This is a genomic window from Amycolatopsis xylanica (assembly GCF_900107045.1).
GTDB classification, from domain to species: Bacteria; Actinomycetota; Actinomycetes; order Mycobacteriales; family Pseudonocardiaceae; genus Amycolatopsis; species Amycolatopsis xylanica.
In genome coordinates this window covers 63939-77846 of record NZ_FNON01000005.1, presented here as the reverse complement: position 1 = coordinate 77846, position 13908 = coordinate 63939, and the positions used below count along the sequence as shown (strand labels likewise).

Annotated in this window: 14 protein-coding genes and 1 pseudogene; 7 read left to right on the top strand and 8 right to left on the bottom strand. The window is 68.5% G+C overall.

The features are described 5' to 3' along the window. Positions 1-18: 18 nt before the first annotated feature. The 4 genes and pseudogenes from BLV57_RS23305 to BLV57_RS44240 form a co-directional block, all read right to left on the bottom strand. Positions 19-624 (bottom strand): LuxR C-terminal-related transcriptional regulator, encoded by a 606-nt coding sequence (locus BLV57_RS23305; RefSeq protein ID WP_218134884.1) that lies wholly within the window; start codon positions 622-624, stop codon positions 19-21. Further along, positions 624-1574 carry a sensor histidine kinase gene (locus BLV57_RS42930; protein ID WP_143047128.1) on the bottom strand — a complete coding sequence of 317 codons (951 nt, stop codon included), beginning with the start codon at positions 1572-1574 and terminating at the stop codon, positions 624-626. The genes BLV57_RS23305 and BLV57_RS42930 overlap by 1 nt, the downstream gene beginning before the upstream one ends. Positions 1575-1584: 10 nt before the next feature. After that, a complete protein-coding gene (locus tag BLV57_RS44245; protein WP_281244427.1) occupies positions 1585-2307 on the bottom strand; it encodes a peroxidase family protein in 723 nt (240 codons plus the stop codon). A 97-nt stretch (positions 2308-2404) separates the two neighbouring features. Continuing rightward, positions 2405-3409, bottom strand: a pseudogene (locus BLV57_RS44240) (peroxidase family protein); the annotation flags it as partial. Between the two features lie 79 nt (positions 3410-3488). Between BLV57_RS44240 and BLV57_RS23285 the strand changes: the two are divergent. Then, positions 3489-3860, top strand: coding sequence for a hypothetical protein (locus BLV57_RS23285; RefSeq protein WP_091292122.1), 372 nt, complete (start codon positions 3489-3491; stop codon positions 3858-3860). A 51-nt stretch (positions 3861-3911) separates the two neighbouring features. Here the strand turns inward: BLV57_RS23285 and BLV57_RS23280 are convergent, their stop codons facing one another. From BLV57_RS23280 to BLV57_RS23265, 4 genes are read right to left on the bottom strand one after another with little or no spacing between them, the layout of a single operon-like run. After that, positions 3912-5063 carry an acetyl-CoA C-acetyltransferase gene (locus BLV57_RS23280; protein WP_091292120.1) on the bottom strand — a complete coding sequence of 384 codons (1152 nt, stop codon included), beginning with the start codon at positions 5061-5063 and terminating at the stop codon, positions 3912-3914. After that, positions 5056-5649: a TetR/AcrR family transcriptional regulator gene (locus tag BLV57_RS23275; RefSeq protein ID WP_091292118.1), complete on the bottom strand. Its 594-nt coding sequence runs from the start codon at positions 5647-5649 to the stop codon at positions 5056-5058. The genes BLV57_RS23280 and BLV57_RS23275 overlap by 8 nt, the downstream gene beginning before the upstream one ends. Next, positions 5642-6406 carry an SDR family oxidoreductase gene (locus BLV57_RS23270; protein ID WP_091292117.1) on the bottom strand — a complete coding sequence of 255 codons (765 nt, stop codon included), beginning with the start codon at positions 6404-6406 and terminating at the stop codon, positions 5642-5644. Before BLV57_RS23270 ends, BLV57_RS23275 begins: the two co-directional genes overlap by 8 nt. Continuing rightward, on the bottom strand, positions 6403-7530 hold the full coding sequence (locus BLV57_RS23265) for an acyl-CoA dehydrogenase family protein (RefSeq protein WP_245757525.1): 1128 nt from the start codon (positions 7528-7530) through the stop codon (positions 6403-6405). The genes BLV57_RS23270 and BLV57_RS23265 overlap by 4 nt, the downstream gene beginning before the upstream one ends. 67 nt (positions 7531-7597) lie before the next feature. Here BLV57_RS23265 and BLV57_RS23260 point away from each other — a divergent pair, with 67 nt between their 5' ends. Genes BLV57_RS23260 through BLV57_RS23235 form a run of 6 tightly spaced genes read left to right on the top strand, consistent with a single transcriptional unit; the run spans position 7598 to position 13902 of the window. Continuing rightward, a complete protein-coding gene (locus tag BLV57_RS23260) occupies positions 7598-9091 on the top strand; it encodes a FadD3 family acyl-CoA ligase (RefSeq protein ID WP_091292114.1) in 1494 nt (497 codons plus the stop codon). Beyond that, a complete protein-coding gene (locus BLV57_RS23255) occupies positions 9088-9930 on the top strand; it encodes an enoyl-CoA hydratase (protein ID WP_091292112.1) in 843 nt (280 codons plus the stop codon). Before BLV57_RS23260 ends, BLV57_RS23255 begins: the two co-directional genes overlap by 4 nt. Next, positions 9930-11060, top strand: a complete 1131-nt coding sequence (locus BLV57_RS23250) for an acyl-CoA dehydrogenase family protein (RefSeq protein ID WP_091292111.1) — start codon at positions 9930-9932, stop codon at positions 11058-11060. Before BLV57_RS23255 ends, BLV57_RS23250 begins: the two co-directional genes overlap by 1 nt. Further along, positions 11057-11935: an acyl-CoA dehydrogenase family protein gene (locus tag BLV57_RS23245; protein ID WP_091292109.1), complete on the top strand. Its 879-nt coding sequence runs from the start codon at positions 11057-11059 to the stop codon at positions 11933-11935. The genes BLV57_RS23250 and BLV57_RS23245 overlap by 4 nt, the downstream gene beginning before the upstream one ends. Then, positions 11932-12825: an acyl-CoA dehydrogenase family protein gene (locus BLV57_RS23240; RefSeq protein ID WP_091292108.1), complete on the top strand. Its 894-nt coding sequence runs from the start codon at positions 11932-11934 to the stop codon at positions 12823-12825. The genes BLV57_RS23245 and BLV57_RS23240 overlap by 4 nt, the downstream gene beginning before the upstream one ends. A 54-nt stretch (positions 12826-12879) precedes the next feature. Then, positions 12880-13902: a fatty acid desaturase family protein gene (locus BLV57_RS23235; protein WP_091292106.1), complete on the top strand. Its 1023-nt coding sequence runs from the start codon at positions 12880-12882 to the stop codon at positions 13900-13902. The last annotated feature ends 6 nt before the right edge of the window (positions 13903-13908 follow it).

The window sequence follows — 13908 nt, the reverse complement described above, 5'->3', positions numbered from 1 at the left end:
CTGCCGGAAACCCCGGCGCTAGGTCAGGCCCCGGTTCGTGGCCCACCGCGTCAGCTCGCGCCGGTTGGACAGCCTGAGCTTGCGCAGCACGGCCGCCGCGTGCGTCTCGACCGTCCTGGCCGAAATGGACAGTCGCGTGCCCACCTCCTTGTACGTGTACCCGGCCGCGACCAGGCGCAGGACGTCGCGCTCGCGCGGGGTGAGCTGGTCGAGCTCCGGGTCGCCGTGGAACGCGGCGAGCACGAAACCCGCCAGGCGGGGTGAGAAGTAGGCGTCGCCGTCGTGCACGCGGCTGATCGCCTCGCACAGGTCGGGCCCCGAGATCGCCTTGGTCACGTACCCGTGCGCCCCGCCGCGGATGACCGCGATGACGTCCTCGGCGGCGTCGGACACCGAAAGCGCGAGGAAGCGCACGCCGGGGCAGGACACCGCGTTCAGGATCGCCAGGCCGCCGCCGTCGGGCAGGTGGACGTCGAGCAGGACCACGTCCGGCCGTGACGCGCGGATTCCTTCGATGGCCTCGGACACCGTCGCCGCCTCGCCGACGACGTCGACGTGCGCGCCGACCTCCGCGCGGACACCCGAGCGGACCAGCGCGTGGTCGTCGACGACGAAGACGCGGATCACAGCGGCATCCTTAGTTCGACCTCGGTGCCTTCACCGGGTATTGAACGGACCTCGGCCATGCCGCCGTGCTGCCGGACCCGGCCTTCGATCGAGTCGACGATCCCGCGCCGGTGTGGTCCATTGTGGACCGACGGATCGAAGCCGCGGCCGCGATCCTTGGCCAGTGCGAACACTTCCGTCTCGGTCACTTCCACCAGCACCGACATTTCCCTTACCCCCGCGTGTTTCGCCGCGTTCGTCAACGCCTCCCGCACCGCGCCGGCGACCGCGCGGGTCCTGGCGTCGAGCGCGCGGCTGCCGACCGAGACCAACTCGACCGTGACCGCGTATCGGTCCTCCACCTCAGCGACCAGCTCGGCGATCGCGGCGGCGAAGTCGTCCTCCGACGGCCTGCCGAACAACCACGCCCGCAGCTCCCGCTCGGTGCCGCGCGCGAGCCGCCGCACCTCCGGTTCCTCGGTGCGCTTGTGGATCAATGTCAACGCCTGCAACACCGAGTCGTGCAGATGCGCCGCGACCTCGGCACGTTCCTCCGCGCGCACGCGCGCCGCTCGCTCGCGCGTGATGGTCCTGGCCAGCAGGTAGATCCACGGCAGCAGCACGGCACCGACCAGCGCGACCACCCCGGCGGCGAAGATGGACGCCATCGCCACGCCCGCGCCCGCCGGGGTGTCGCCGATCAGGAACACCGAGATGGCCGCGCCGCCCGTCGCCGCCGACGCCGAGAGGGCGACCACACGGCGGAACAGGCGGTCCGCCTCGTGATCGCCGCGCAGCCGGGCTGCGGCAAGCCGGGTCCACGGCACCACCGACAGCCCGACCACGGTCAGCATGATCGCCACGACCACCGGCAGGCTCGGGCGCGGCGTGTACTCCACCGCCCAGGCCAGCACGCCGAGCGAGCAGAAACCGAGACACCCCACCAGAACCAGCCATCGTGGTCGCACCTTCGCCAGCCTAGGGAATCCGGAACACGTTCGCCGCCAGTCGACCACGCGGGACGTCGGTGTTGCGCGCGATCACGTCGCCGAGGTTCTGCCGGAAGTCGATCCCGAACAGCGCCTTGATCGCCACGAGCGACGGATCGTTGCCGTAGAAGAACCGGTCCCCATCCCGCATCGCCTCGAACTGCTTCTTCCAGATCGCGAGCTGCAGTTCGCCGAACTCACTGCCGGGCACGGGTTTCTCGGACACCAGGCCGGGAAACGCCTCCAGCGTGTTCACGTCGCCGTACAGCGCCTTGAGCCGCGGCGCGAGCGTGGTCCGCCGCTCCCCTCGGACGGCCGTGTCGCCGCCCGGCGGCACCGGGTTCCCCGCCGCGTCGAACAGCCGGACGAAGTCGAGCGCGTCCGGATCGTCGATCTCCGCGCCGGGCGTGAGCTCGGGGTCGGCCGGGAACGTCTCGCTCGCCTCGCCGGTGACCGCGCTGAACGAGGCCTTCGGCGCGAGCCCGTACGCCTGCCGGAGCTGCTGATACGTCGGCATGCCGTGGTCACGGCCGCGCTCGATGTCGATGGCGCCGATGTCGAACACCGCGATCTGGTCGCCGCGCCGGAACACGATGTTCCGCACCAGATCCCCGATCTGCTCGTCGCTGGCCGACTGCGGGTACGCGCCCAGCCCCTGCAGGACCGGCCCGAGCTGCAGCTGCGTGACGAGGTCGGGGTTGAACGTCGCCACCTCGGACGGCACCTTGATCTCCACCGTCCCCGGTGACCGTCACCGTCAACCCCTTGGCACGCAACGCTTCCAGTTGCGCCGGCGTGTAGTGGCTGGTCTCGGTCTTGAAGCGGAGATCGCCGTTCAGCATGCTGTGCGCCCGATAGCCGACGGTGGCGAACTCATTGCCGACCGTCGGATTCACCTGCGGGTTGTACCCGCGATAAGGCGCCAGCCGCACTCCCAGCGACGGCAGGAACTCCTCATAGGTGATGTACTGCTGCGTCGCGATGACCACGCGCCGCGCGATCTGGAACTTCAGCTCCTCCGGAAGCCCGCTCGGCAGCCGGTCGACGATCCGGTTGTGCTCCCTGGCGAACAGGTTCTGCACGCTCAAAAGCCCGATGTTCTCGTTGGCACGATGATCGCCGGTGACCGCCGCGCGCCCGTCCAGCCCGACCGGGTCGTCCATGCCCGGCGCCGAATTCTTGTCGCCACGCTCGTCACGCCTGGGCAGCATCCCGCCGGGCAGCAGCAGGTGCGCGCCGTTGTTGCCGAGATCGCCGTCGACCGGGCCCTCCCGCAGCCATTCGAGCCGCTCGGGCGTGCCGCCGTAGACCGCGAACGCGTCCAGGTAGGAGTCGAGCAGATTGACCTGCTGCCGAGGCCCGCTGCTGGGCACTGTCGCGCTGCGCCGCAGCGGCAACCCGCCGGCCTGCGGAAACCGTTCGAGCGGATCGGCGGGGTCGAAGCGGATCGGCTGGATCTCGGCGCCGTCCTTGCGCAGCCCGAAGGTGTGGTCGAGGAACTGGCCCCAGGTCGCCGTCCACTGGGTCATCCCGCGCGGCGACGCGAGCCGCTGACCGGTGTCGTTGAAGATCCGGTTGCTGACCCGTCTCGCGTTCGGCCCGGTGACCGGCACCCCGAGCCCGTCCGCGTACCGGGCGCCCGTCAGCCGCAGGTACGCCGCGCCGGCCACGCCCCACTCCGGGTGCGCGCGGTTGTTGCCGGTGCCGTCGAGACTTTGGTACTCCAGCCCGGACGCGCTCGCCGTGCCGCTCGCCAGCACGAGGAGAACCGCGGCCGGGACGACCGCCTTGGTCACACGATGTCGTTTTCTCATGCCCCCAGGCTTGCGCCGATCAGGTGACCGGCACATCCGTAAAGACCCCGGGAAAATCCCGGAGGTCTACGCTCTCGCGGTGTCCGTACTCAAGTGGATCACCGTCGCACTCTGCGTGCTGCAGGGCGGATACATGCTGGTAGACGGCATGCGCGCGCTGATGACCGGGCAGTACATCACTCCGGGCTCGGGCGAGCACGCCGGGCAGCTCGGCCCGTGGGCGCGCCTGGTCGAACGCGTCGGCCTCCCCGCCGAGTCGACGCCGATGAAGCTGATCTTCGTGGCGCTGGGCGCGGCCTGGCTGGCCGCCGGGGTGGGTGTCGCGGCCGAGGCCGCGTGGTCGTTCGCGGCCGGGCTGGCGCTGGCCGTGGCGACCCTCTGGTACCTGGTCCCCGGCACCGTCATCGCCGTCCTGGTCGCTGTATTGCTGCTGGTCAGAGCAGGCCGCTGAAAGCCCGGGATAAAGCGGGCTTTATCCCGGGCCACTGACTCGCCGGGGTGGTCAGAGGCGTTCGATGATGGTCACGTTGGCCGTGCCGCCGCCTTCGCACATCGTCTGCAGGCCGTAGCGGCCGCCCCGGGCTTCGAGTTCGTGCAGCAGGGTGGCCAGCAGCTTGGTGCCGGTCGCGCCGATCGGGTGACCGAGCGCGATGCCGCCGCCGTTGACGTTCACCCGCTCCGGGTCGGCGCCCGTCTCCTCGATCCACGCCAGCACGACGCTCGCGAACGCCTCGTTCACTTCGAACAGGTCGATGTCCTCAATGGACATTCCGGCGCGGCGCAAAGCGTACGAGGTGGCGGGAATCGGCCCGGTCAGCATCCAGACCGGATCCGCCGCGCGCACCGAAAGGTGGTGCACGCGGGCTCGGGGTGTCAGGCCGTGCTCGCGGACGAAGGCCTCGGAGGCCAGCAAGGTGGCACTCGCCCCGTCCGAGATCTGCGAGGCCACCGCCGCGGTGATCTGCGAGCCCTCGCTGAGCGGCTTCAGGCCCGCCATGCGCTCGAGGGTGGTGTCCCGGCGCGGCCCCTCGTCGAGCCGGAACCGCTCGAACGGCACGATCTCCCGCTCGAACCGGCCGGAGTCGAGTGCCGCCAGCGCGCGCTGGTGGCTGCGGAAGGCGAACTCCTCCATCGCCTCCCGCGAGATGTCCCAGTGCCCGGCGATCATGTCCGCGCTGCGGAACTGTGACACCTCCGCGCTGCCGAACCGCTCCTGCCAGCCCTTCGAGCCGGAAAACGGATCATCGAAACCGTACTCGCGTCCGGCGATCATCGCAGCGCTGATCGGGATCTGGCTCATGTTCTGCACCCCGCCGGCGACGACGAGGTCCTGCGTGCCGGACATGATCGCCTGCGCGGCGAAATGCACGGCCTGCTGGCTCGACCCGCACTGCCGGTCGACGGTCACGCCCGGCACGTGGTTCGGGTAGCCCGCCGCGAGCCAGGCCGTGCGGGCGATATTGCCGGCCTGTGAGCCGATCGTGTCCGTGCAGCCGAGAATGACGTCGTCGACGAGCGCCGGGTCGACGCCCGCGCGCTCGACGAGAGCGGTGATCACATGCGCGGCCAAGTCCGCGGAGTGGACCCCGCTGAGCGCTCCGCCGCGTTTCCCGACCGCGGTGCGCACCGCGTCCACAATGTACGCTTCAGCCACTTTTCGTCCCGATCCCGTCGAGGAGTATGCCGAGATACTGCTTCGCGACGGCGTCGGAAGTCAGTGCGCCGTCAGGGTTGTACCAGCGGACGGCCACCCAGACGGTGTCGCGGATGAACCGGTAGACCAGCTCGACGTCGAGGTCCTGGCGGAAGACCCCCGCGCCGACGCCGTCGGTGAGGATGCCGTTCCACAGCTTGCGGAACTCGGCGTTGCGGTCGACCAGGTAGGCGAACCTCGGCAGCTGCATGAGGTGCTTCGCCTCGTTCTGGTAGATCGCGACCTCGGCGGGACGCCGGTGGATCGAATCGAACGAGGCGGTGACGACGGCTTCGAGTGTCTCGCGGGGACCGTGCCCGGCCGCCACGATCTCCGCGTAGGTCCCGAAAAGCTCGTCGAGGAACCCGGTGAGGATCTCGTCGGCCATCGACTCCTTCGAGTCGAAATGGTGATAGAGGCTCCCGGACAGGATGCCGGCCGCGTCGGCGATGTCGCGCACGGTCGTCGAAACGAAGCCGCGCTCGGCGAACAGGCGCGCGGCCAAGGACAGCAGTTCGGCTCGGCGGGAGCCACCTGGCTTAGGCATGCTGACTGCTCACGGACACAACCTCACCGGTCAAATAGGACGCGTAATCACTGGCGAGGAACACCATGACATTGGCGACTTCCCAGGGCTGCGCCGCCCTCCCGGAAACCTCGCGCCCGGTCAGCTCGGCGAGCAGCTCCTCGCTGGTGACCTTGGCGAGGAACGGGTGCATCGCGAGGCTCGGCGCGACGGCGTTGACCCGGATCCCGTGCTGGGCGACGTCGACGGCCGCGCACCGCGTCAACGCCATGACACCGGCTTTCGCGGCGGCGTAGTGCGCTTGCTCGGCCTGCGCACGCCAGCCGATCACCGACGCGTTGTTGACGATCGCGCCGCCGCCACCCTGCTCGACGAACTTCTTGATCGCCGCCCTGGTGGCGCGGAACGTCCCGTTCAGCGTGACATCGATGACCCGCGACCACTCGTCGTCCGTCATGTCCACAATGGATTTCGACCCGCCGAGCCCGGCGTTGTTGATGACCACGTCGATCCGTCCGAAGTGGTCGGACGCGCCATCGATGAGCGCCTGCACCTGATCTTCCTGGGTGACATCGCACGGGATGGCGTGCACCCCGAGCTCCTCGGCCTTGGCGGCGAGACGCCGTTCGTGCCAGTCGCTGATGACGACGCGGGCGCCTTCCTCCGCGCAGCGCTTGGCGACCGCCGAGCCGATGCCGGTGCCTGCGGCGGCCGTCACGACGACCACCTTGTCCCGCAACAGGTTCGCGCCTTCTGGATACTTAGGGATCGGGATCACGGCCGGGCCTCCCTCGGCAGGCCGAGCACCCGCTCGGCGATGACGTTGCGCTGGATCTCGTTGGAGCCGCCGTAGATCGTGTCCGCGCGGCTGAACAGGAACAGCCGCTGCCACTGGTCGAGCCCGTCCTCGGCGAGCATGCCGCGCTCACCGCGGATCATCATCGCCAGCTCGCCGAGCGAGCGATGCCAGTTCGACCAGACCAGTTTGGACACTTCCGCGACACCGGGCGAAGTGTCGCCCAAGGTCCGGATCGCGTGCGCGCGCATAACTTCTAAGCCCACCCACGCGCGCTGGAGCCGTTCCGCGATGATCGGGTCATCGGGATCGGCCAGCTCGGTCAATGCCTGCAGCTCACGCCGGAACCCGACCTGCTGGCCGAGTGTGGCGACCCCGCGTTCGAAGTCGAGCGTGCCCATGGCCACGCGCCAGCCATCGCCCGGTTCACCGACGACCAGGTCGGCGGCGGTGCGCGCGCCGTCGAAGAAGACCTCGTTGAACTCGGAGGTCCCGGTCAGCTGGCGGATCGGCCGCACGTCGACACCGGGCTGACGCATGGGAACGAGCAGGTAGGACAGTCCTTTGTGGCGTTTCGACCCGGGTTCGGTGCGCGCGAGCACGAAACACCAATCGGCGAGATGCGCGTGCGACGTCCAGACCTTCTGGCCGTGCAGCACCCATTCGCCGTCTTCGAGTCTCGCGGTCGTTGACACCGCCGCGAGGTCGGAACCGGCGCCGGGTTCGGAGTAGCCTTGACACCACAGCTCTTCGACCGACCGGATCTTGGGCAGGAAGCGCCGCTGCTGCGCGGGCGTGCCGAACGCGATCAAGGTCGGGCCGAGCAGGTTCTGCCCGATGTGCCCGACGGTCGCCGGCGCGTCCGCCCGCGCGTACTCCTCGTGGAAGATCACCTGCTCGTCCAGCGTCGCGCCACGGCCGCCGTGCTCGACTGGCCAGCCGAGACAGGTCCAGCCCGCGGCGGCCAGGTGCCGTTCCCAGGCCACGCGTTCCTCGTAGGCCTCGTGGTCACGGCCGGGCCCGCCAAGTCCTTTGAGCGCGGCGAATTCGCCGCGCAGGTTCTCCTCGAGCCAGGCTCGGACCTCGTCACGGAACACCGGATTCACCACCTGTCGACATCTGGCGAGCTCCTGCGTAGGCTACCCTACCAAGCACTTGCTAGGGAGACCTCAGATGGAAGAGACGATCCCGGCGGCGTTGGCGGCCGCGGCCGAGCGGTTCGGCGCCCAGGAGGCGCTGGCCGACGGCGACGTGCGCCTCACCTACCGCGAGCTGCACACCCATGCCCGTGACGTGGCGGGCTTCCTGGCGAATTCGGGGGTGCGCCACGGTGACCGCGTCGCGCTCTGCGCCCCCAACACCTGGCATTGGGTCGTCGCCGCGCTCGGCGTACTGACCGCAGGCGCGACCCTGGTCCCGATCAACACCCGCTTCACCGCGCGCGAGACGAGCGACATCCTGCGCCGCAGCGACGCGTCGGCGTTGATCATCACCGGCACGTTCCTCGGTGTCGACCGGCTCGCCGACCTCGACGGCTCGGTGCCCGCGACCGTGCTGCGCATTCCGGTCGAAGGCGAGGAACCGCCGCGCGACGGGGTCACCGAATGGGCTGCCATTCCGCACTACGTCGGCTTGCTGCCGCAGGTCGGCCCGGACGACGTGAGCGACATCCTGTTCACCTCCGGCACCACGGGCCAGAGCAAGGGGGCGATGACCAGCCACCGCCGGACGCTCGCGGTGGCCGACGCCTGGGGTGAATGCGGCGAGCTGACCGAGCGCGACCGCTACCTCGTGATCAACCCATTCTTCCACAGCTTCGGGTACAAGGCGGGTATCGTCGCGGCGCTGCTGCGCGGGGTGACGCTCGTGCCTCAGCGGACTTTCGACGTCCACGAAACGTTGCGGCTCATCGAAGCGGAGCGGATCAGCGTGCTGCCCGGCGCGCCCACGATCTACCAGGTCCTGCTCGACACGCCCGAACGCCTGACGCACGACCTCTCCAGCCTGCGGCTGGCGGTGACCGGCGCCGCGACCGTGCCCGAGGCACTCGTCGAGCGCATGCAGACCGAGATCGGCTTCGAGACCGTGCTCACCGGCTACGGCCTCACCGAAGCGGTCGTCGCGACGATGTCCAGACCCGGTGACGACAAGGCGACCGTGGCACGGTTCTCCGGCCGCGCGGCCGCCGGGTTCGAGGTGAAACTGGGCGAATACGGCGAAGTCCTGTTGCGTGGCCCCAACATGATGCTCGGCTATCTCGACGATCCCGAGGCCACCGCGAAGGCGATCGACGCCGACGGCTGGCTGCACACCGGCGACGTCGGCGTGCTCGACGAGCGCGGCTATCTGCGGATCACCGACCGCATCAAGGACATGTACGTGGTCGGCGGGTTCAACGTCTACCCCGCCGAGGTCGAGCAGGCGCTGGCCTGGCTGGACGGGGTCGCGGAGTCCGCCGTGATCGGGGTGCCCGACAAGCTGCTCGGCGAGGTCGGGAAGGCGTACATCCTGCGCCGGGGCGAACTGTCCGAAGAGGACGTCTTCGCCTACTGCAAGAAGAACCTCGCGAACTACAAACAGCCGCGGTTCGTCGAATTCCGGGACGAACTGCCGCGCAATGCCTCCGGGAAAGTGCTGAAACGCGTACTGCGAGAGGAAAACCCATGAGCGAGGTCCGGTACGAACGGCGCGGCCCGGTCGCGATCGTGACCATGAACCGGCCCGAGTACCGCAACGCGCAGAACTCGGCCATGACGTACGCGCTCGACGCGTCGTTCCAGCGAGCGGTCGAGGACGACGAGGTCAAGGTGATCGTGCTCGCCGGCGAGGGCAAGCATTTCTCGGCGGGACACGACATCGGCTCACCCGGGCGCGACGCCGACGTCTCGTTCGAGCGCAAGGCGGTCCTGTGGTGGGACCATGTCGGCGCCGAGGGCGGTGACCAGCGGTTCGCGCGCGAGTCCGAGGTCTATCTCGGGATGTGCCGCCGCTGGCGGGAAATCCCGAAGCCGACCATCGCGAGTGTGCAGGGCGCGTGCATCGCGGGCGCGCTGATGCTCGCGTGGGTGTGCGACCTGATCGTCGCCTCCGAGGACGCGTTCTTCGCCGATCCCGTGGTGCGGATGGGAATCCCGGGGGTCGAGTACTTCGCGCACCCGTGGGTGCTCGGCCCGCGCGCGGCCAAGGAGGTGCTGTTCACCGGCGAGCGGTTCAGCGCTCAGCAGGCCAAGGAATGGGGCATGCTCAACCGGGTCGTGCCGCGTGACGATCTCGAGAAGGAGACGCTCGCGCTCGCGGAGAAGATCGCCGAGATGCCCCGTTTCGGCTTGGCGCTGGCGAAGAAGGCGGTCAACCAGGCCGAAGACCTGATGGGCCTGCGGTCCGGAATGGACTCCGTGTTCGGGTTGCATCATTTCGCGCACGCCCACAACGCCGAGCTGTCCGGCGGTGACTCGCTCGGCGGCCAGGACGCCCGCTCGATGCGCGACGCGAATCGGAAATCCTGATGGACCTGGATCTCGACGCCGCCACGATCGCCTTTCGCGACGAGGCCCGCGACTGGCTTCGGTCGAACGTGCCGGATCGCCGTCTGGCGTCCTTCGACACCGCCGCGGGGTTCGCCGAACATCGCGAGTGGGAAGCGCGGCTGGCCGACGCGCGCTGGTCGGTCGTTTCGTGGCCCGCGGAATTCGGCGGGCGGGACGCGAGCCTGCTGGAGTGGGTGCTGTTCGAGGAGGAGTACTACGCCGCGGGCGCGCCCTTGCGGGTCAACCAAAACGGGATCTTCATGCTCGCGCCGACGCTGTTCTCCCACGGCACCGAGGAGCAGCGGCGCCGGATACTCCCGAAAATGGCGCGCTCCGAAGAAGTCTGGGCGCAGGCTTGGTCAGAGCCCGAAGCGGGTAGCGACATCGCCGCGCTGCGCAGCACCGCGACCCGCACCGACGGCGGCTGGCTGCTCAACGGGCAGAAGACGTGGAGTTCGCGTGCCGCCTTCGCCGACCATGCGTTCGGGTTGTTCCGCAGTGATCCGGCGAGCAGCCGCCACAAAGGACTGACCTACTTCATGGCGGATCTGCGGGCCGAGGGGGTGACCGTCCGCCCGATCCCCCAGCTCGACGGCGAACCCGGGTTCGCGGAGATGTTCTTCGACGACGTCTTCGTGTCCGATGTGGACGTGATCGGCGCGGTCGGCGAAGGCTGGAAGGTCGCCATGACCACGGCCAACAACGAGCGCGGATTGTCCTTGCGCAGTCCCGGCCGTTTCCTCGCGGCCGCGGATCGGCTCGTCGAGGAGTGGGATCGCCATGGCAGGCCTCGCGAGGTCGCGGATCGGGTCGCGGACGCCTGGATCGGCGCGCGGGCATATCAGCTCTACACCTTCGGCACGGTCACCAGGCTCGCCGAAGGCGGGCAGCTCGGGCCGGAGTCCAGTGTCAACAAGCTTTTCTGGTCGCAGTTGGACGTCGCGCTGCACGAGACGGCGCTGGATCTGCTCGGCCCGGAGGCCGAGGTGGACGGCTGGTCGGACGGGTGGCTGTTCTCGCTCGCCGGGCCGATCTACGGCGGCACCGACCAGATCCAGCGCACCACCGTCGCCGAACGCCTGCTCGGCCTGCCGCGAGGTGACCGATGAGGTTCGCACTGTCCCAGGAGCAACTCGACTTCGCGGCCAGCATCGACGCCTGCCTGACCGAGACCGGCCCCAAAGGCCTCGCCGAACTGGGCGTCCCGGCTTTGCTTGTCCCAGAACGATTCGACGGGCTCGACGCGAGCACGGTCGACCTCGTGGTCGCCTTCGACCAGCTCGGCTATCACGCCACACCAGGCCCCTGGGTCGACACGGTCGCCGTGCTTCCGGCTCTGCTCGACGACGAAATCCTGGCGGGCGTCGCGGCGGGTGAGACCTGGGCGTCCATTGTCTACCCGCCACATGTGCCGTACGCGCTCGACGCGGACACCGCCGAAGCGAGGATCTTCGTGGACGGCGACGACCTGAGGGCCTTCACCGCCGGACGCGGCTTGTCCTCTGTGGACAAATCGCGCAGGCTGTTCGAGGTCGAGCCAGGTGAGATCATCGGCAAGGCGGCCGACGCGGCGCGCGCGTTCGAGCTCGGCGCGCTCGCCACCACGGCCCAATTACTAGGCCTAGGCCGCTGGCTACTGGACAATTCTGTTGCATACGCGAAACAACGGAAACAATACGGCCGGGAAATCGGCCGATATCAGGCGATCAAGCATCTGCTCGCCGAGGTCGTCACCCGGCTCGAACTCGCCAAGCCGTTGCTCTACGCGGCAGCCTTGAGCCTGAGTCCCCGCGACGTTTCGGCGGCGAAGGTCGCCGTCGCCGACGCCGCCCAGCTGGCCGCGCGGACCGGTCTTCAAGTCCACGGCGCGATCGGCTATACGGCCGAACATCCACTGGGTGCCCGGCTGACCAAAGTGCGCGCCTTGATCGCCGCCTGGGGCACACAAGGATTTCACCGCGCACGTGTATTGGAGTCGCTGTGAGCTTCACGGAAGAGCAGGAAGCGTTGCGCGCCAGCGTGCGAAAAGCACTGGAACGCAACCCGGAACCATGGCAGGCCCTGTGTGAAATAGGCGTAACGGCACTGGCGATTCCCGAAGAATACGGTGGTCTCGGCGCCGGGCTGACCGAGATCCAGATCGTCGCCGAGGAACTGGGCCGCGTGCTGGCGGATGTTCCTTTCCTGAGCACGGTTCTGGCCACCCAGGCCCTACTGTCCACTGAGGACGAAACGGCGCGCAAACGATTGCTGCCCCGGCTGGCCGAGGGCACCACCGGCGCGCTGGCACTTACCGGCGAGTACGTCATCGACGGCGACACTGCGGAGATCCTCTTGGCCGCCAAGGGAAATACGCTGTACGAAGTGGACAGCGCCCACAAGCGGCACACCCCGACGATGGACGAGACGCGGCGCCTCGCGAGCGTGGAAATCGTCGATGCACACCCCGTCGGTGAAGTCAACATCAATCAGGTAAGAGATGTCGCCTTGGCGGTTTTGGCTGCGGAGCAGGCCGGCGCGGCCGCGCGAGCGTTGCACATCACAGTGGAATTCTGCAAGCAACGAAAGCAGTTCGGACGGGCGATCGGCGGGTTTCAGGCGCTCAAACACCGCATGGCCGACCTGTACGTGCTGATCGAGACCGCGCGCTCCGCGGCCTACGCGGCGACGTCCGAGCGTATGGCCGCGATCGCGAAAGTGTACTGCTCAGAGGCATTTTGCGCGGTCGCGGCCGAGATGATCCAGTTGCACGGCGGCATCGCGATCACATGGGAACACGAGGCGCACCGGTACTTCAAACGCGCGCACCTGAGCGCTCAATTGTTCGGCGCGCCCCGCGATCATCTCGCGAGGGTAGGGCAAACCCCAGTATGAACATTGTGGTCCACGCTATTCCCGCGCGCCTGGCCACCTGTCACTGTGTGGGGTGTGACCACAAACGAAGTTCTCTCGCCGCCCGGTAGTGATTTCGCGCGGCTTACCCGGCGCGTCTCGGAGGCGGACCTCCTCCGGCGGCGTCCCGGCTACTACATCGCGCGCTTCTCACTGGTGATCGGCCTCTTCGCCGCGGGCTGGACGGGCTTCGCCTTCCTCGGCGACAGCTGGTGGTCGCTCGGGATCGCGGTCTTCTTCGCCGTGATGTTCGCCCAGATCGCCTTCTTGTCCCACGACCTCGCGCACCGCCAGGTCTTCCGGACGCGGCGGCCGACCGAGATCGCGGGCTGGGCGATGGGCAACTTCGGCATCGGCATGAGCTACGGCTGGTGGATGGACAAGCACACCCGCCACCACGCCAACCCGAACCACGACGAGCTCGACCCGGATGTCGACCCGGATGTGCTGGTCTGGTCGAAGAAACAGGCCAAGGCCGCGCGCGGGGTGCCCGCGTTCATCGGCCGCTACCAGGCGTTCCTGTTCTTCCCGCTGCTCACGCTCGAGGGCTTCAACCTGCATGTTTCGGGATTCCGCGCGCTGTTCAGCAAATCGCTGAAGCACAAGTGGATCGAGGGGTCACTGCTCACCGCGCACGTCGTGCTCTACCTGGCCGCGGTGTTCACCGTGTTGTCTCCCGGTAAAGCCGTGCTGTTCGTGCTGGTGCACCAGTGCCTCTGGGGTGTCTACATGGGATCGGTCTTCGCGCCCAGCCACAAGGGCATGCCGATCCTCAGTGGCAAGACCGAGCTCGACTTCCTCCGCAAGCAGGTGCTGACCTCGCGCAACATCCTGGGTGGACGGCACGTCGACATCGCGATGGGCGGCCTGAACTACCAGATCGAGCACCACCTGTTCCCCAGCATGCCCGCCCCGCACCTCGCCCAGGCCCAGCGCATCGTCGAGGACTACTGCGCCGAGCTGGGCATCCCCTACAGCAAGACGACGCTGCTCAACTCGTACTCGCTGGTGCTGCGCAGCCTCCACGAGGCTGGGGAACCTCTCAGGAACCGCTCGTAGACTCGA